Here is a 16,328-nt window from a genome sequence, read left to right on the forward strand (position 1 = left end):
CTGCCGTTCCTGGTTTCACTGGTGCGGTCGAGAAGACTCGAACTTCCACGGGTTGCCCCACAGCGACCTCAACGCTGCGCGTCTACCAATTCCGCCACGACCGCTCGTGGTGAGCCGCGGGGCGTAGCAAACCACCGCGGCTTTGTGAAGGACAGTTTTCCGTCCGTCAGCTTCCGCCGGCCATGTAGTCGAACACATTCGCCTCGCGGGTCACGGCGATGGCGATCTTGTCATCGCTGATCTGGATTTCCCCGCGCGCCACGGGGTGATTGTTGGCCAGAATCCAGACCTCTTCGTTGACCGTGGCGTCGAGGGGAATCACCGCCCCGCGGCCCATGCGCAGGAGTTGCTGCATGGGCAGGGAGGCGCGGCCCAGCACCACCGAAATCTCGACATTGACCGCCTCGACCTGACTGGACAAACCCACACCCCTGAACACCAACCCATCTGCGGCTTTGCAGCCGGCGGGCTAAGACCCCACATTGACGGCTCATGCTTGACCGCACGTTAAATCCGCCGACCGAAACACCAATCTTCGCCCGCGAGGATGGCCGTCCCGTGGGTTGGGCGATCTCTTCGGGCCTGGTGGACTATGAGGCCGCCGTGGCCGCCATGGAGGCGCGGGCTGCGGCCATCGCCGAGGGCCGGGCTGGCGAGCTGATCTGGCTGCTGGAGCACCCCCCGCTCTATACGGCCGGGGTTTCGGCCAAGCCGGACGACCTTTTGGAGCCCGACCGGTTCCCGGTGTTCCAGAGCGGGCGCGGCGGTCAGTTCACCTATCATGGGCCAGGCCAGAGGGTGGCCTATGTGATGCTCGACCTCACTGCGCGGCGTCGGGATGTGCGCGCCTTCGTCGCAGCCCTGGAGGCCTGGGTGATCGGCGCGCTTGGTCGCTTCAATGTCGAAGGCGCGATTCGGCCTGGCCGCGTGGGGGTCTGGGTGGAGCGCCGCACCCCCGGCTTCGCCGCGCAGGAGGACAAGATCGCGGCCATCGGCGTCAAGCTGCGGCGCTGGGTGTCGTTCCACGGGATCGCGCTGAACGTCGAGCCCGAGCTCGGCCACTTCGCCGGCATCGTGCCCTGCGGCGTCACCGAGCATGGGGTCACCAGCCTGGTAGACCTCGGCCTGCCCGTCACCATGGACGAAGCCGACGCGGGTCTCCGCGCCGGCTTCGAGGCCACCTTTGGGCCGACAGAGGCGGCCGATCCGCCCCTGCCCGGTCCTATGTCATTGGCGTCCGGTCAGACCGTCGCGCCGTAATAGCCGCTGACCTCTTCGCGCCAGCCATAGTCGGTGGTGGAGAAGCGGGACTTGTCATAGCCCGGCGCGCCTTCGAGGGTTTCCTTCTCGAGGGCGACGACGAAGCCGTCCTTGTCGGTGTCATAGGTCAGGACCGACCAGGGCAGCGGATAGTGCTTCTCGCCCATGCCGAGCAGGCCGCCGAAGGCCATGGTGGCGAACTCGGCTTGGCCGGACACCTTGTCGATGAAGATGTTCTCCACCGTGCCCAGCTTGTCGCCGGCGGGATTGTAGACGCTCACGCCCTCGACCTTGTCGGCGGCGATCAGGCGCATGTCGGTGCGGTCGGCAGCTTCAGTGGCCATTGGGAAGACTCCATGTCTTGAGGTTGTGTCGCACCTCCAGAACACGTCTTCGGCCACGGATGTTCCGACAGTGGAGCTGGTCCGAACTCTCGCCTTCAGGAGGCTCGCCGAGTTCAGGCGAACTCCACCAGCACCTCGTCGGCGGCGACGGAATCGCCCTGCTTTGCGCCCACCGCCTTGACCACCCCGTCCCGCTCGGCGCGGATGATGTTCTGCATCTTCATGGCTTCGATGATCGCCACCGTCTCGCCGGTCTTGACCTCCTGGCCAACGGTCACATCCAGAGTCACCACCAGGCCAGGCATGGGCGAAAGGACCAGCTTGGCGGTATCGGCGACCTTCTTGGGCGGCAGGCGCTTGTAGAGCACGGCGGAGACGGGCGTCAGGACCCGGACGCGGCACTCCACGGCCCGATGCCGGATCACGAACCCATCGGCGGCGGCCCGCACCTGAACGGTGAACCGCCGCCCCTCCAGCATGGCGGAGAACACCGCCGCCCCCGGCCGCCAGTCCATCTCCGTCAGGGTCAGGATGCGGCCCGCCTCGGTCAGCTCGACCACCGTGGCTCCGCCCTCGCCCCTGAGCTTTACCGGATGATCGACGCCCTGGGCGTTGACCACCCAGTCCTCCCGCGCCCGCCCGGGCCAGGCCCGCTCGCTCACCACCCGGTGCATGGCGCAGGCCGCGGCGATCAGGATGTCCTGCTGCCGGTCCGTGGCGGTCGTCCCCTGGAAGCCGTCGGGAAACTCGTCCTTGATGTAATTGGTGGACAGCTGGCCTGACCGGAAGCGCTCCTGGTCCATCACCGCGGCCAGGAAGGGGATGTTCTGCCCCAGGCCTTCGAAGTGAAAATTCTCCAGGGCCTCGCCCATGGCGTCGATGGCCCCGATCCGGGTCGGCGCCCAGGTGGACAGCTTGGAGATCATCGGGTCGTAGAACATCGAGATCTCATCGCCCTCGCGGACGCCGGCGTCGTTGCGAACCTTCAGATGCGCCCCGTCGCGCTCCTCCGGGGGGTGGTAGCGCACCAGCCGGCCAATGGAGGGCAGGAAGCCGCGATAGGGATCCTCGGCGTAAATCCGGCTCTCGATCGCCCAGCCGTTGATCGACAGGTCATCCTGGGAGAAGGCCAGCGGCTCGCCGGCGGCCGAGCGGATCATCTGCTCCACCAGGTCGACGCCGGTGATCAGTTCGGTGACCGGATGCTCCACCTGCAGGCGGGTGTTCATCTCCAGGAAGAAGAAGCTGCGGTCCTGGCCGGCCACGAACTCCACCGTGCCGGCGCTGTCGTAGCCGACCGCCTTGGCCAGCGCGATGGCCTGGTCGCCCATGGCCTTGCGGGTCGCCTCGTCCAGCAGGGGGCTGGGCGCTTCCTCGATGACCTTCTGGTTGCGCCGCTGGATCGAGCATTCCCGCTCGAACAGGTGGACCACATGGCCGTGCTTGTCGCCGAGCACCTGGATCTCGATATGGCGCGGGCTCTCAATGAACTTCTCGATGAAGATCCGGTCGTCGCCGAAGCTGGAACGGGCCTCGGACTGGACGGCAGGGAAGCCCTCCTCCACGTCCTTGCGGGTCCAGGCGACCCGGATGCCCTTGCCCCCGCCCCCGGCGCTGGCCTTGATCATCACCGGATAGCCGATTTCCTCGGCGATCTGGACGGCGTGAGCAGTGTCGGAAATCTCGCCCACATGGCCAGGCACGGTGGAGACCCCGGCGCGGCCGGCGGCCTTCTTGCTTTCGATCTTGTCGCCCATGGCCGCGATGGCCTCGGGGTTGGGGCCGATGAAGACGATGCCTTCCTCGGCCAACCGCCGGGCGAAGCCGGCGTTTTCCGACAGGAAGCCGAAGCCCGGATGGACGGCCTGCGCCCCGGTCTCACGACAGGCCGCGACGATCTTGTCGGCCACCAGATAGCTCTCGGACGCCGGCGCAGGCCCGATGAAGACCGCCTCGTCGGCCATCTCCACGGCCATGGAATCGGCGTCGGCCTCGGAATAGACCACCACCGTGGCGATCCCCATCCGGCGACAGGTCTTGATGATGCGGACAGCGATCTCGCCGCGATTGGCGATCAGGATCTTGGAAAACATGGTCACCGAACTCAACGCAGCTTCACCGCCGTACCCGAGGCGCTGACCATCAGCATCCCGTTCTCGACCCCCAGGGTTTCGTAGTCCAGATCGACGCCGACCACGGCGTCAGCGCCCAGGCTGCGGGCCTCGTCGCACATTTCCCGCAGGGCGATGTCGCGAGCCTCGCGCAGGGCCTTTTCATAGCCGCCGGCCCGGCCGCCGATGATGTTGGTGATGCCGGCGAAGAAGTCCCGGAAGATGTGGGCGCCGATGATCGCCTCCCCGGTGACGACGCCCAGGGTGCTGGCGGTTTCCCGCTCTGCGAGGGTGGGTGTTGTGGCGGTGATCATTCCTGGCCTCTCCCGACATGCCCCCAATCGAACGCGGGGGTCCTTCCGCTCCGTGGGGACGAACCTTAGATTGGTGATCATGACCAAGCCAGCCGACTCCCCGACGACCGAATTCGATCTCTCCCCGCCCGACCCTGCGGAACGCAAGGCCCTCGAGGCCGACCTTTCCACCGAAGAGGCCGAGGTCCTGCTGCGGCATGGCACCGAAGCGCCCTTCTGCGGCGGCCTGCTCGATAACAAGGAGGACGGCGTCTATTGCTGCCGTCTCTGTGGCCTGCCCCTGTTCCGCGCCCACACCAAGTTCGAGAGCGGCACCGGCTGGCCGAGCTTCTTCGCGCCGATGAACGAGGCCCATGTGGTCGCCGTCCGCGACGTCAGCTACGGCATGGTGCGCATCGAAACCCGCTGCGCCCGGTGCGACAGCCACCAGGGCCACGTCTTCCCCGACGGGCCGCGGCCGACGGGCCTGCGCTACTGCATCAACTCGGTGTCGCTGGAGTTCGTCGGCGACGGCCAGCCCCTGCGCGATCCCCTGGGCCGCGGCGACAACGCCCATATGGGCGCGGGCTAACCGGCCGCCTCGATAATGGCGAGCACGGCCCTGGCCGCGGCCGGATCACTGCCATCCTGCGCATGCCAGGCGGCCGACAGCCCGGCATGGGCGTGGGCCCAGTCCCTCAGCCGGGCCGGCTCCAGATCGGCCGTCCGTGCGATCTGCGCCAGGCGTGCGGCGAAGCGGTCGGCGGTGACAGAGGCCAGGTCGGGATTGGGGAAGATGTTGGCGTAGTCATAGGCTCGCTCACCCACCAACCCCCAGGGGTCGATGGCCAGCCACCCGTCGGCGCCGAAGTCCAGCACATTGGCGTGGTGGATATCCCCGTGCAGCAGCACCGGGTCGCGGGGAGTCGCCAGAAGGCCGGAGGCCACGCGACGGGCGCGCGCCAGGGTCGGGTCGGTGGACTGGATCAGGGCTGAAAACTGCCTGGCCAAAGAGGGCGCGGCCGGCGGGCCTGAGTCCCGTGGCGCATGCAGCCTGGCGACCACCTGACACAGGATCGCCGTGGCGGCCTCATCCTTCCCAGCCAGCACCTGTTGGGTGAGCGGGACGCCTGTGGCCCGAACCATCAGCAGCGCCTCTTCCTGGGTGGCGAGGACCGGCGCTGCGCCCTGCCCGTCCCACCAGGCCATGATGGCGCCCCCGCGCCGCTCATCTGGACTGTGAGCCAGCTTCAGCATGGCCGCCTGGGCGCCGGCGCGCACCGGCAGCAGGCGCGAGCGGGTTACTGGCATGGACATGACATCGCCCTCCGGAACCAGGTCCCAGAGGGCGAGCCAGGGTTCAAAATCTTCAAGCCCAGCGCCCATGCCGCCAACCTAGGCCGGCGGCGGCACGCTGGGCAATCAGCGCTAATCCTCGCCGTCGGTGACCTTGGCGAGGGTGGAGTTGGTGGCCATGCGGCCCTGCTGGCCGGTCACCGCCGAGGGCTGGTCCACTCGGGCCTTGACCCGCAGGTTGTTCTGGACGTGCCGTACACCGTGGATGTCCTCGATGCAGTGCTCGGCGTGGTGTTTGGCCAGGCGGTCGTCCACCGTGCCGCTGAGGGTCACTTCGCCGTCGCTCACGCCAACCTCGATCTCGGAGGCGTCGAGCCAGGGGTCGTCGGTCAGGGCGTGATGGACATCGTCCATGATTCGTTCGTCAGGCCGCACATAGCCCTTAGGGCCCCGGCCCCGGTGGCTGCGCGCCTCGTCCCACCGGCGGCGGCGCTCGGCGTCTTCGTCGCCGAACCAGGAGGCGACCTCGTCCGTCGTCCGGTCCCAGAAGCCACGGTCGTGGGAATCGCGGACCAGCCGGCCCTCATCCCCATAGGCGCGGGCATAGGCCCGCCGCGTCTCAGGCCGCTGCCTGCGCGGCGGGTCATCGATATCGCCCCGGCCGCCAAAGCCGCCATTCTGCATGGCGTAGCCTTCCTGGCCGAAATAGCCCTCGCCATAGATCCGGTCACGGTCCTCGTAACGATCAGGGGACGGCTCGTTGCGATAGGTCGGCTGCGTGCTGTGCTCGTAGTCGACCCCGGTTTCCCGCTCCCCGAACACGTGGCCGCGGCCCTGGCGTCCTGGCGCGAAACTGCGATCTTCAGCGCCGTAATCGGCGGAAGCGCCGCCGCCCTGGCGACTACGCGGCGGGCCTGCGTCCTCTCCGCGGCGGGGCCAGCGGGCGCGGCCACGATCCTGATCTTCGGTCCATCTGTCAGCCATGGTGGTTCTCCCGTGTCTTAGAAGGGTGCGCGTTCGCCCTCCCCTCAAAACAACAGGCTCGCCCCGGCCTTGTTCCGAAATTGTCCAACCAGCGGCTTACACAGCGGTCAGATCACAGCGGGATATTGTCGTGCTTCTTCCAGGGGTTCTGGAGGACCTTGCCCTTGAGACTGCGCAGGCCGCGGACGATGCGGCGGCGCGTGCCGTGCGGCATGATCACGTCGTCGATATAGCCACGGCTGGCGGCGACGAAGGGGTTGGCGAAGCGGTCCTTGTACTCCGCTTCCCGGGCGACCAGTTCTTCTTCGGTCTGGTTGCGGAAGATGATCTCCACCGCGCCCTTGGAGCCCATCACGGCGATCTCGGCCGTCGGCCAGGCATAGTTCAGGTCGCCGCGAATGTGCTTGGAGCTCATGACGTCATAGGCGCCGCCATAGGCCTTGCGGGTGATGACGGTGATCTTGGGCACCGTGGCCTCGGCATAGGCGAACAGGAGCTTGGCGCCATGGCGGATCAGGCCGCCCTGCTCCTGCCGGGTCCCTGGCATGAAGCCAGGCACGTCGACAAAGGTCACCAGCGGGATTTCGAAGGCGTCGCAGAAGCGGACGAAGCGGGCGGCCTTGCGGCTGGCGTCGATGTCCAGCACCCCGGCCAGCACCTGCGGCTGATTGGCGACGATGCCCACCGGCTGGCCGTCCATGCGGGCGAAGCCGCAGATGATATTCTTGGCGAAGTCTGGGGAAATCTCGAAGAAATCGGCCTCGTCCACGACCTTCAGGATCAGCTCCTTCATGTCGTAGGGCTTGTTGGGATTGGCCGGGACCAGGGTGTCGAGGCTGGGCTCCTCCCGCTCGGCGCCGTCGAGGCTCATCCGCACCGGCGGGCGTTCGCGGTTCGAGGTCGGCAGGAAGTCCACCAGGCGGCGCACCTGGGTCATGGCCTCCAGGTCGTTCTCGAAGGCGCCGTCGGCGACCCCGGACTTCATGGCGTGGACGCGGTATCCACCCAGGTCCTCGTGGCTAACATCCTCGTGGGTGACGGTCTTCACCACGTCAGGGCCGGTCACGTACATGTAGCTCGTGTCCTTCACCATGAAGATGAAGTCCATGATGGCCGGGGAATAGACGTCACCGCCGGCGCAGGGGCCCATGATCACCGCGATCTGCGGGATGACGCCGGAGGCCAGGGTGTTCTCCAGGAAGATGTCGGCATAGCCGGCCAGCGAATCGACGCCCTCCTGGATGCGGGCCCCGCCGGCGTCGAACAGGCCGATGATCGGGGCGCCCATCTTCAGGGCCTGACGTTGAACCTTGAGGATCTTTTGCGCATGCGCGCTGGAAAGAGATCCGCCGAAGACCGTGAAATCCTTCGAGAAGACGAAGACGGTTCGGCCGTTGATCGTGCCCCAGCCGGTGACCACTCCGTCACCGGGGACCCGTTGGTCCGCCATGCCGAAGTCGGTGGCCCGGTGCTCGACGAACATGTCGAACTCCTCGAAGGAGCCCTCGTCCAGCAGCAGGTCCACCCGCTCGCGGGCGGTGAGCTTGCCCTTGGCGTGCTGGGCTTCGATCCGGCGGGCGCCCCCTCCCTGACGGGCGGTTTCCCGCTTGGCTTCGAGCTCTATGAGGACCTGCTTCACGCCGAACCCCTCCCTGACGACCACTGACTGTCCAGCCGTAATGGGCGCCGCAGGGCCGCGCAAGTTCACCCCGCGTCAGGGAATTTTGCGCCTACGCCGCGTCTAGGGCGCGGAACCAGGCGTCCAGCATGGCCGACTCCTCCGCCAGCCTGGCCGCCCGCTCGGCGGCCTCCTCATCGACGCCCCAGGCTTCCTCCTGGAAGATCTCGTCCAGACGCGACAGGGCCAGCGCCTGGGCGCCGTCCAGCCAGCCCCGCTGCAGCGCGAGCGCCAGCACGGCCGAGCCATAGAGCGAGGCGCCGAAGGCGACGCCGGCCAGCCGGAAGTCATCCAGGCGCTCGGCCAGGGTTCTTACCTGTTCGAGGGTCGCCTCGGGCTGGGCCTGGTGAATGATGCCGGCGGCGCGGACGAAGGCGACGCCAAACTCCCGCTCGGCCCGGGTGAGCACCGGTTCCCAGGCCGCGCTCTGCCTCGCCACGAGGGCCTGCGGATCCTCGGCGAAATAGCAGAGCAGGTCGGACCCGGCATAGTCGGCCACCGCCTGGGCCGTGGCGGCGCGGGCCTGGGGAATGGAGTCGATGGCGGTGTTGGCCAGGCGGGCGGCGTGCATGCCGGCGATGTCCAGGGTTTCGCCCTGGCCCTCCCACTCGGCGGCGATCATCTCGGCCAGGGCGCGGGTCGGGGCCAGCAGACGCCCGCCCAGGGGGCCGCGCACCTGACGATCATCCAGCAGGATGGCGAAGCCGCCGTCCGCCTGCGAAATCGCCACGTCCTTGTAGAAGCGCCGGGGCTTGTCGGTCGCCTCTTGAAAACCACGTCTCAAATTCGACTCCATTGGATGCGACGGAGGTGGGCCGGAGAAACGTGGAATGGGGATCAGGCCCACCACGTGCAAGGAGGCGCCTTATGGCCCTGCCCGACCGTGATCTCCAGGCCGCAATCGCGGCCACCCGCTTTGGCCTTGGGGGCCGCCCCGGCGAAATCGCCGAGGCCCGGCGCGATGCGCAGGGCTTTCTGAGAGCTCAGCTCGGCGCGCCCGCATCTGGGCCTGAGCGCGCCCTGCCGCTCGACCGGACCAGAGCTCTAAAGGCCTTCCGCGAGGCTCAGACGGCATTCCAGGCGGCCAACCGCCGCCAAAGCTCCGAGGCCCAGGCGCTCCGCCCGCAACTCAATGCTCAGCGCCAGGCCCTTCGCAAGGAGATCGAGGCCGACATCGTCCAGCGGGCGATTCAGGGGGCGACCACGGAAAGCGCCTTCGCCGAGCGATGGGCGCTATTCTGGGCCAATCATTTCACCGTGGGCGCAGGAAACTTCGTCCGCACGGCCACTATCGGTCCGTTCGAGACCACGGCCATCCGGCCCCATGTCTTCGGCGCCTTTACAGACCTGCTGGTGGCCGCAGAGACCCATCCGGCCATGCTGCTCTATCTCGATCAGAACGGCTCCGTCGGGCCCACAAGCCCGTTGGCGCAGCGCATGGCGGATCGGAGGGCTCCGCGGCAGGTGGGGTTGAATGAGAATCTGGCCCGCGAAATCCTGGAGCTGCACACCGTCGGGGTGAATGGCGGCTACACCCAGGCCGATGTGACCGAGTTCGCCCGCGCCCTGACGGGCATCACCTTTCGCGGCCTGAACACCGCGCCTGAAGAGATGGGTCAGTCCCACTTCCGCACCATCGCCCACGAACCTGGCCCACGAACCGTGCTGGGGGTGCGCTACGAGGTTGAAGGCGAAGCCCAGTCCGTGGCCATCCTGCGCGATCTGGCCGCCCGTCCCGAGACCGCCCGCTTTATTTCGCGAAAGATCGCCCGCCACTTCGTGGCCGACGATCCGCCGCCGGCCCTGGTCGCCCGGCTGGAACAGGCCTGGCTCAAATCCGATGGGGCGCTGGACCAGGTAGCCGCCGCCTTGATCTCGGCTCCCGAGTCCTGGGCGCCCGAGGCGAAGAAGTTCAAGACCCCCTACGAATTCCTGATCTCCAGCTGGCGGGCGACCGACACCGCGCCCCGGGCGCACAACGAGTTGGCCATGCTGAGCGCCATGGGCCAGCGCCCCTTCTACGCCCCCTCCCCCGAGGGCTGGCCTGAGGAAGAGGCCGCCTGGGCCACACCGGACGGAATCATCAAACGCCTGGTCTGGACAGAATCGTTCGCGCCCAAGGCGGTCCGGAACCGCGATCCCTCCGACCTGGCCGCCCAGGCCCTGGGCGTCCGGCTGTCGCCCCTCACCGCCAAGGCCATCGCCCGCGCCGAGTCCCGCGACGAAGGCCTCGCCCTCCTGCTCATGAGCCCGGAGTTTCAACGCCGATGACCCGCTCAATCCCGGAGCCCTCCGCCTGGACGCCCACCCGTCGCCGGGTGCTGGCCGCCGGGGCCGGCTTCGGCCTCGCCCTGCCCTTCGTCGCCGCGCCGGCCTTCGCCGCGCCGGGGCGCAAGAAGTTCGTGCTGGTCATCCTCCGGGGCGCCGCCGACGGCCTCTCCATGACGCCGCCAGTGGGCGATCCCAACTATGTCGCCCTGCGCCGGGAGCTCGCGCTGACCGACGAAGCCCTGCGCCTGGACGGCGACTTCGGCCTGCATCCCGAGCTCAAGACCGTCCATCGTCTCGTGGGCGCAGGCCAGGGGAGGATCGCGCCGGCCGTGGCCATGCCCGAGCGGATCCGCTCCCACTTCGAGGCCCAGGACCGGCTGGAGAGCGCGGCGGGCGATGACATCAGCTCCGGCTGGCTGAACCGCGCCCTGGCCAGTCTGTCGGGCAAGACCGAGGCGGAGGGCCTATCGGTGGGCCCCGTCGCGCCCCTGGTCTTGCGGGGCGAGGTCCCTACCGCCTCCTGGTCCCCCGGGCGCGCCGTGGAGGCGCAGGCGCGCCTGCCGATGCTGGTTCAGGATCTCTATGGCGACGATCCCGTGCTGGGCGCGGCCCTGGCCCGGGGCCTCAAGACCGAAGCCCTGGCCCAGGCCAACATCGCCCGCCTGGCGCCCGAGGCCGGCGGCGACCTCAGCGCGGCGGAGACGGCCAGGCTGACCCGCACCCTGATGGGCGACAGCCGCGAGGCAGCCGGCCGCCTGGGCGGCACGGTCGCCGGATTCATGCAGGAGGGCGCCGCCACCGACCTGGTCGCGATTTCCCTGGACGGGTTCGACACTCACGCCAATCAGGCCGGGGCCCTGGCCGGCAGACTGGCCTATCTCGACGCCATGCTGGGCGGGCTGAAGGACGGGCTGGGCGCGGGATGGGGGGAGACCGTGGTCCTGGTGGTCACCGAATTTGGCCGCACCGCCCGGATCAACGGCACCCAAGGCACCGACCATGGCACGGCTTCCACCGCCCTCCTGCTGGGCGGCGGGCTGAAGCCCGGCGGGATCATCGGCGACTGGCCCACCCTGCAGGAGGCGCGGCTATTCGAGAACCGCGACCTGGCCCCGACGGCCGACCTGCGCAGTCTGTTCAAGGGTGTCCTGGCCGAGCATATGGGGGTCGATCGCCGGGCCCTGGACACTACCGTCTTCCCCGACAGCGCCACAGCGCCGCCGATCCTCGGCTTCGTCTAGCGCCGCTTGCGGCCGAAGGGCTCGGGGTCGGCCTCGTGCTCATCGAAACCGAAGCGCGCAAAGCCCGCCTTCATCTCCGGGCTGAGCGGCGCCTCGAGGATCAGCATGCCGCTGGACGGATGCGGCAGGGTCAGTCGGCGGGCGTGGAGCTGCAGCTTGAGCAGGCCCGACAGCTGGGCCGAGGCCTCGTCGCCATATTTGGGATCGCCCAAAATCGGGTGGCCCATGGCCTTCATATGGGCGCGCAGCTGGTGGGTCCGGCCGGTGTGGGGCCGCAGGGCCATCCAGGCCGCCCGGGGGCCCGCGCGGCTGATGGTGACGAACTCGGTCTCGGCGGGATCGGCGTCCTTGTCGCCCTTCTCGGCCGGCACGATCATCTCGCGGTCGCCGACGCCGCGCTTGACCAGCGGCAGTTCCAGCACCCCTTCGGTGGGGCGCGGATTGCCCATGACCAGGGCCCAATAAGTCTTCTGCGCCTTGCGGCGGGCGAAGGCGCCGGCGAGCTTGGCCGCCGCCGACGGGGTCTTGCCCAGCACCAGGACGCCCGAGGTGTCCCGGTCCAGGCGGTGGACGAGCCTCGGCCGCGCCAGGCCGTCCCCCCAGGCTCCCAGCAGGCGGTCCACATGGTTGGTCGTCTTGGTGCCCCCCTGGACCGCAAGACCGGAGGGCTTGTTGAGGACCAGGACCTCCTCGTCCTCATAGATCACCAGGCCCTTCACATAGGCCACGTCCCGGGGATGCAGCTCGACGCTCTTGCGGCTGTCGCCCTTGGCGGGAGTGTCAGGCAGCGGCGGCACGCGCACGGTCTCGCCTCCCTCCAGCCGGGTGTCGGGCTTGGCGCGGGCGCCGTCGATCCGGACCTGGCCCGAACGGATCAGCTTGTGCAGCTGGCCCTGGGTCAGGTGGGGCCAGCGGCGGCGAAACCAGCGGTCGAGACGCACCCCGCCCTCGGCGGGATCGACGACCATGTTGCGGACCTCACGCATCAGGCGAACCTGCGCATCAGCATCAGACCCACGAACAGGGCGGTGACCGACAGCAGCACCGACACCAGGGCGTAGCCCAGGGCCTCGCCATAGGCGCGGCGCTCGATCATCAATGCGGTCTCCAGGGAAAAGGCCGAGAAGGTGGTGAAGCCGCCGAGCAGGCCGACTCCCAGCAGCAGGCGCAAGCGCTCCTGATCGGCCCCGCCCCGCTGGGCGAGCCAGCCCACCAGCAGACCCATCAACAGGCCGCCGCTGACATTGGCCAGAAAGGTGCCCACGGGCCACGCGCTCCCGAACCGGTGAAAACTCGCCACCCCAAGCAGGTAGCGCATCACTGCGCCGCCGCCGCCGCCGATGGCGATCAGAATTAGCTTATCCATGGCCCCTTATGCCGGGGGAGCCTTCCCGCCGCCAAGCGCAGATTGAGGCGACGCCTCAGACCCGGGGTCGCAGGGAGTCGCGGACGCCGCGGGCGTCATAGGCGTTGGGATCGGCGGGTCGCTGGCCCGTGCCCATCACAACCTCGAGGCTCTGGGCCACCGCAGGACCGCCGCCCAGGGAAAGGCTGGTGCCGACGCCGACGCCAATGGCGCTGCGGCCCCCGTAGGAACCGCCGCCCGTGCCCAGCGAAACCCGGGGGCCAGCATCCGGCCGGCCAGAGGTGGCCCGGTCCGTGATGGCGAACCAGTCATAGCCTTCGGCCAGGGTCAGCTCGGCCGCGCGCAGGAGCGCATAATCGGCGACCTGCTGCGGCGGCGCGCCAGGCCCGCCCTGGAAGGTGACGCGGAAGCGGCCAGGCTCGATCCGGTATTCCGAGAATCCGGCCCCGCGGGGGCCGTAGGCCGGCGCATAGGCCGTGTCGGCCATGGCGCAGGCGCCCAGGACAGCGCAGAGGGACAGGCAGGCAAGAACTCGCTTCATGCCCTATCAACGTACCGCGACCGACCGCTGTTCCGTTCCGCGCTCAGACGGCCGGGATCACCAAACCCAGGCCTGCGCAGAAAGCGCTCATATCCGCCGGCGGCGGGGCCGTGATGCGCCGTCGCGCGCCGTCCGGCAGGGGGACCTCAAGGGCTGCGGCATGCAGCATCAGCCGCGCGCAGGCCTGGCCGCCCAGACTAAGCGCGCCGCCATAGCGCACGTCTCCAGCGATCGGCCGGCCGATGGAGGCCAGGTGAACCCGCAGCTGATGCATGCGGCCCGTCCGCGGCGACAGCTCCAGCAGAGCCGCGCCGGCGCCCACCGAGACGGTGCGGTAGTGGCTTTGGGCGCTCTCGGCCCCCTCGGCGTCAGGGGCGCAGATCCGCATATAGGCCTCGCGGCCCACCTCTTCGCGGCGCATGGGTTTGTCGATCAGACCCACAGGCGGCTCAGGCGGTCCCGGGGCGACCACCGCCAGATAGGTCTTGCCGAACCGCCGGGCCATCATGGCCTTGCCCAGCGCCGAGGCGGCCGGCTTGGTCTTGGCCGTCAGGATGACGCCGGAGGTGTCGCGGTCCAGCCGGTGGATCAGCCGCGGCCGAGCCTTGCCAGGCTTGGCGAAGGCGAACAGCAGCTCGTCGAGGGTATGGACCTGCCCTCGCCCGCCCTGGCTGGACAGTCCGGACGGCTTGTTCAGAGCCAGGAGGTCGGCGTCCTCGTAGATCACCATGGACCGCACCCAGGCGATCTCTTCGGCGGAAAGCTGGATATTGCGGGGCGGCTTCACCGGCCTCCCTTAGCGTAGAACGCCCCCGCGGGTCATCGCCCAAGAATAGGCAAGCAGAAATACCCCGATCCCCGCGATCACCAGGGTCATGGGTCCGCCCATCAAGGCCCAGCCGCCCGGCGTGAACAGGGCGTAGCCATTGCTGCCGACAATGCCCAGCAGGGAGAGGACGAAGGCGTGCAGCGCAAACCGGCTGCGCAGAAGCAGCAGGACCGAACCTGCGACAGCGCTCCAGACGCCCAGCGCCCACACCCCATGCATCCAGGCAGGATAGGCGGCCATATAGGCGATCTGGGCCTCGCTCATGCCCACCTGCCGGTAGTAGGCCTCGCCCTGCAGATGGCTCATCAGATAGTCGTAGCCGCCGAACCCGTTCCACAGCAGCGCCACGACGCCAACCACCCAGAGATGCCAGGGGGCGGCCTTGGCCTTGACGATTTCGAACATCACGCCCTCCCGCAGCAAGACCTCAGTCTAGGCCTGCAGGTTTCGGCGAACAACGGTCTTTGATCAGGACTTGCGGGCGCGAAGCTCGGCCCAGCGGTCCAGCCGCGCCTTGATCGGCCCCTCGGCCCCCTCGCCCTTGGGGCGATAGAAGACCGGCCGCTGCATTTCGTCGGGGAAGTAGTTCTGGCCGGAGAAGCCTTCCTCGGTGTCGTGGTCATAGGCGTAGCCCTTGCCATAGCCCAGGTCGCGCATCAGCCGGGTGGGCGCGTTGCGGATATGGGCCGGCGGCATCAGCGAACCCGTCGCCTTGGCCGCCTTTTGCGCCGCCTTGAAGGCCACATAGACGGCGTTGGACTTGGGCGCGGTGGCCAGGTGGACCACCAGCTGGGCCAGCGCAATCTCGCCCTCGGGGCTGCCCAGGAAGTCGTAGGTGTCCTTGGCCGCATTGGCGAGCACGAGCGCCATGGGATCGGCCGCACCGATATCCTCGGCGGCCGTCCGGATCAGACGACGGGCCAGATAGAGCGGGTCCTCCCCGCCGGCCAGCATGCGGGCCAGCCAGTAGAGGGCGGCGTCCGGGTCCGAGCCGCGGATCGACTTATGGAGGGCCGAGATGAGGTTGTAGTGCTCCTCCCGGTCCTTGTCATAGGCCGGGCTGCGCTTCTGCAGGATCGCGCCCAGCTCCTTGGTCGACAGCGCCTTGGCCGTGCCGATGTTGAACAGGGTCTCGGCCAGCGTCAGCAGGTAGCGACCATCCCCGTCGGCCAGCGCCACGAGCGCCTGGCGGGCCTCGGGCTCCAGCGGCAGGGCGCGCCCCTCGAAGGCCTCGGCCTTGGCCAGCAGCGTGGTGAGCGCCTCGTCGTCCAGGCGCTTGAGCACGAAGACCTGACAGCGCGACAGCAGCGCCCCGTTCAGCTCAAAGGACGGGTTTTCGGTGGTGGCGCCCACCAGGGTGACGATCCCCTCCTCCACAAACGGCAGGAAGCCATCCTGCTGGGCGCGGTTGAAGCGGTGGATCTCATCGACGAACAGCAGAGTCGACTGGCCGGCCAGCCGCCGGGCCCGGGCCTGCTCGAAGGCCTTCTTCAGATCCGCCACGCCGGTGAAGACCGCCGAGAGCTGCTGGAACTCATAGCCGGCCGCCTTGGCCAGCAGCCTCGCGATGGTGGTCTTGCCGGTCCCCGGCGGCCCCCACAGGATCATGGAGGCCAGACGGTGGGCCTGGGCCATGCGGCCGATGGGGCCGTCCTCCCCCAGCAGATGGTCCTGCCCCACCACTTCGCCGAGGGTCTGCGGGCGCAGGCGGTCGGCCAGCGGCGAGGGCGCGTGCGGGGTCAGCCCGGCGGCTTCGAAGAGATCGGCCATGGCAGACTCATAGCAAATGCCGGACGCGCTCGCCGCAACCACTTGGGGTCAGGCTCGACAGCCCGATGGGCCGAGCCGAAGTCAGTTTTCGGCTCTGGGCGCCGTGACCACACGCGATCCGTTGCGGACGTTCGGCATCAACCTCGGCGGTAGATCAGTGAATGGGTCATGACCCACAGCGAGGCCGTCACGACTCCATAAACAGCACCAGCGGCTACCAATTCCGACGAGCCGCTTAGAAAGAGCATCGCACCACCTCCAGCCACGGCTCCGAGGATGATAAGGCAGATGTATCGGAGGACGACTCTTTGAGACGACATGCTGGAGAAGACGAGCGTCAGCAT

Annotated in this window: 17 protein-coding genes, 1 tRNA gene and 1 pseudogene; 4 read left to right on the plus strand and 15 right to left on the minus strand. The window is 68.5% G+C overall.

Annotated elements, in window-relative coordinates; translation table 11 throughout:
• Window positions 1–19: 19 nt before the first annotated feature.
• Together V7702_RS07495 and V7702_RS07500 are read right to left on the minus strand one after the other, a co-directional pair.
• A tRNA-Leu gene (locus V7702_RS07495) sits at window positions 20–104 on the minus strand.
• 62 nt (window positions 105–166) lie between these two features.
• A pseudogene (locus V7702_RS07500) lies at window positions 167–494 on the minus strand (FliM/FliN family flagellar motor switch protein).
• On the opposite strand from V7702_RS07500, the gene lipB reads away from it, so the two are divergent.
• A complete protein-coding gene (gene lipB, locus V7702_RS07505) occupies window positions 493–1,260 on the plus strand; it encodes a lipoyl(octanoyl) transferase LipB (RefSeq protein ID WP_335649508.1) in 768 nt (255 codons plus the stop codon). The pseudogene V7702_RS07500 and the gene lipB sit on opposite strands and share 2 nt — an antisense overlap.
• Here lipB and V7702_RS07510 read toward each other — a convergent pair.
• The 3 genes from V7702_RS07510 to V7702_RS07520 all read right to left on the minus strand — a co-directional run bounded on the left by V7702_RS07510 (window position 1,242) and on the right by V7702_RS07520 (window position 4,029).
• Complete coding sequence (locus V7702_RS07510) at window positions 1,242–1,604, minus strand: PRC-barrel domain-containing protein (protein WP_335649509.1); 363 nt, start codon at window positions 1,602–1,604, stop codon at window positions 1,242–1,244. The genes lipB and V7702_RS07510 overlap by 19 nt on opposite strands.
• 113 nt (window positions 1,605–1,717) lie before the next feature.
• Window positions 1,718–3,697 carry an acetyl/propionyl/methylcrotonyl-CoA carboxylase subunit alpha gene (locus tag V7702_RS07515; RefSeq protein WP_335649510.1) on the minus strand — a complete coding sequence of 660 codons (1,980 nt, stop codon included), beginning with the start codon at window positions 3,695–3,697 and terminating at the stop codon, window positions 1,718–1,720.
• An 11-nt stretch (window positions 3,698–3,708) separates the two neighbouring features.
• The gene (locus tag V7702_RS07520; protein ID WP_300577418.1) at window positions 3,709–4,029 is read right to left on the minus strand and encodes a heavy metal-binding domain-containing protein; all 321 of its coding nucleotides are present in this window, start codon (window positions 4,027–4,029) and stop codon (window positions 3,709–3,711) included.
• Window positions 4,030–4,108: 79 nt separating this feature from the next.
• Here V7702_RS07520 and msrB point away from each other — a divergent pair, with 79 nt between their 5' ends.
• A complete protein-coding gene (msrB, locus tag V7702_RS07525; RefSeq protein ID WP_335649511.1) occupies window positions 4,109–4,600 on the plus strand; it encodes a peptide-methionine (R)-S-oxide reductase MsrB in 492 nt (163 codons plus the stop codon).
• On the opposite strand, the gene V7702_RS07530 is transcribed toward msrB, so the two are convergent.
• The 4 genes from V7702_RS07530 to V7702_RS07545 form a co-directional block, all read right to left on the minus strand.
• On the minus strand, window positions 4,597–5,394 hold the full coding sequence (locus V7702_RS07530; protein WP_335649512.1) for an aminoglycoside phosphotransferase family protein: 798 nt from the start codon (window positions 5,392–5,394) through the stop codon (window positions 4,597–4,599). The genes msrB and V7702_RS07530 overlap by 4 nt on opposite strands.
• 42 nt (window positions 5,395–5,436) lie before the next feature.
• A complete protein-coding gene (locus tag V7702_RS07535) occupies window positions 5,437–6,288 on the minus strand; it encodes a BON domain-containing protein (protein ID WP_335649513.1) in 852 nt (283 codons plus the stop codon).
• 112 nt (window positions 6,289–6,400) lie between these two features.
• Window positions 6,401–7,927: an acyl-CoA carboxylase subunit beta gene (locus V7702_RS07540; RefSeq protein WP_335649514.1), complete on the minus strand. Its 1,527-nt coding sequence runs from the start codon at window positions 7,925–7,927 to the stop codon at window positions 6,401–6,403.
• Window positions 7,928–8,018: 91 nt separating this feature from the next.
• Window positions 8,019–8,750 (minus strand): ATP12 family chaperone protein, encoded by a 732-nt coding sequence (locus tag V7702_RS07545; protein ID WP_335649515.1) that lies wholly within the window; start codon window positions 8,748–8,750, stop codon window positions 8,019–8,021.
• A gap of 83 nt (window positions 8,751–8,833) precedes the next feature.
• On the opposite strand from V7702_RS07545, the gene V7702_RS07550 reads away from it, so the two are divergent.
• Both V7702_RS07550 and V7702_RS07555 read left to right on the plus strand, forming a co-directional pair.
• Entirely contained in the window at window positions 8,834–10,237 is a 1,404-nt protein-coding gene (locus V7702_RS07550; protein WP_335649516.1) for a DUF1800 domain-containing protein, read from the plus strand.
• A complete protein-coding gene (locus V7702_RS07555; RefSeq protein ID WP_335649517.1) occupies window positions 10,234–11,478 on the plus strand; it encodes a DUF1501 domain-containing protein in 1,245 nt (414 codons plus the stop codon). The genes V7702_RS07550 and V7702_RS07555 overlap by 4 nt, the downstream gene beginning before the upstream one ends.
• Here V7702_RS07555 and V7702_RS07560 read toward each other — a convergent pair.
• From V7702_RS07560 to V7702_RS07585, 6 genes are all read right to left on the minus strand, one after another.
• Window positions 11,475–12,464: an RluA family pseudouridine synthase gene (locus V7702_RS07560; protein WP_335649518.1), complete on the minus strand. Its 990-nt coding sequence runs from the start codon at window positions 12,462–12,464 to the stop codon at window positions 11,475–11,477. The two genes, V7702_RS07555 and V7702_RS07560, sit on opposite strands and share 4 nt — an antisense overlap.
• Window positions 12,464–12,844 carry a fluoride efflux transporter CrcB gene (gene crcB / locus V7702_RS07565; RefSeq protein ID WP_335649519.1) on the minus strand — a complete coding sequence of 127 codons (381 nt, stop codon included), beginning with the start codon at window positions 12,842–12,844 and terminating at the stop codon, window positions 12,464–12,466. The genes V7702_RS07560 and crcB overlap by 1 nt, the downstream gene beginning before the upstream one ends.
• Before the next feature lie 55 nt (window positions 12,845–12,899).
• Window positions 12,900–13,385 carry a CC0125/CC1285 family lipoprotein gene (locus V7702_RS07570; protein WP_335649520.1) on the minus strand — a complete coding sequence of 162 codons (486 nt, stop codon included), beginning with the start codon at window positions 13,383–13,385 and terminating at the stop codon, window positions 12,900–12,902.
• A gap of 43 nt (window positions 13,386–13,428) precedes the next feature.
• Window positions 13,429–14,172, minus strand: coding sequence for an RluA family pseudouridine synthase (locus V7702_RS07575; protein WP_335649521.1), 744 nt, complete (start codon window positions 14,170–14,172; stop codon window positions 13,429–13,431).
• Window positions 14,173–14,181: 9 nt separating this feature from the next.
• A complete protein-coding gene (locus V7702_RS07580) occupies window positions 14,182–14,619 on the minus strand; it encodes a hypothetical protein (protein WP_335649522.1) in 438 nt (145 codons plus the stop codon).
• 63 nt (window positions 14,620–14,682) lie between these two features.
• On the minus strand, window positions 14,683–15,984 hold the full coding sequence (locus V7702_RS07585; RefSeq protein WP_335649523.1) for a replication-associated recombination protein A: 1,302 nt from the start codon (window positions 15,982–15,984) through the stop codon (window positions 14,683–14,685).
• Window positions 15,985–16,328: the final 344 nt, after the last annotated feature.

This window comes from Phenylobacterium sp. (assembly GCF_036963605.1).
In the GTDB taxonomy this organism is placed as follows: domain Bacteria; phylum Pseudomonadota; class Alphaproteobacteria; order Caulobacterales; family Caulobacteraceae; genus Phenylobacterium.

Coding starts and splice junctions, on each gene's coding strand:
- V7702_RS07555 (WP_335649517.1), top strand. CDS start 10,234: ATGACCCGCTCAATCCCGGAGCCCTCCGCCTGGACGCCCACCCGTCGC.
- V7702_RS07570 (WP_335649520.1), bottom strand. CDS start 13,385: ATGAAGCGAGTTCTTGCCTGCCTGTCCCTCTGCGCTGTCCTGGGCGCC.
- V7702_RS07535 (WP_335649513.1), bottom strand. CDS start 6,288: ATGGCTGACAGATGGACCGAAGATCAGGATCGTGGCCGCGCCCGCTGG.
- V7702_RS07515 (WP_335649510.1), bottom strand. CDS start 3,697: ATGTTTTCCAAGATCCTGATCGCCAATCGCGGCGAGATCGCTGTCCGC.
- V7702_RS07580 (WP_335649522.1), bottom strand. CDS start 14,619: ATGTTCGAAATCGTCAAGGCCAAGGCCGCCCCCTGGCATCTCTGGGTG.
- lipB (WP_335649508.1), top strand. CDS start 493: ATGCTTGACCGCACGTTAAATCCGCCGACCGAAACACCAATCTTCGCC.
- V7702_RS07520 (WP_300577418.1), bottom strand. CDS start 4,029: ATGATCACCGCCACAACACCCACCCTCGCAGAGCGGGAAACCGCCAGC.
- V7702_RS07585 (WP_335649523.1), bottom strand. CDS start 15,984: ATGGCCGATCTCTTCGAAGCCGCCGGGCTGACCCCGCACGCGCCCTCG.
- crcB (WP_335649519.1), bottom strand. CDS start 12,844: ATGGATAAGCTAATTCTGATCGCCATCGGCGGCGGCGGCGGCGCAGTG.
- V7702_RS07530 (WP_335649512.1), bottom strand. CDS start 5,394: ATGGGCGCTGGGCTTGAAGATTTTGAACCCTGGCTCGCCCTCTGGGAC.
- V7702_RS07510 (WP_335649509.1), bottom strand. CDS start 1,604: ATGGCCACTGAAGCTGCCGACCGCACCGACATGCGCCTGATCGCCGCC.
- V7702_RS07560 (WP_335649518.1), bottom strand. CDS start 12,464: ATGCGTGAGGTCCGCAACATGGTCGTCGATCCCGCCGAGGGCGGGGTG.
- msrB (WP_335649511.1), top strand. CDS start 4,109: ATGACCAAGCCAGCCGACTCCCCGACGACCGAATTCGATCTCTCCCCG.
- V7702_RS07550 (WP_335649516.1), top strand. CDS start 8,834: ATGGCCCTGCCCGACCGTGATCTCCAGGCCGCAATCGCGGCCACCCGC.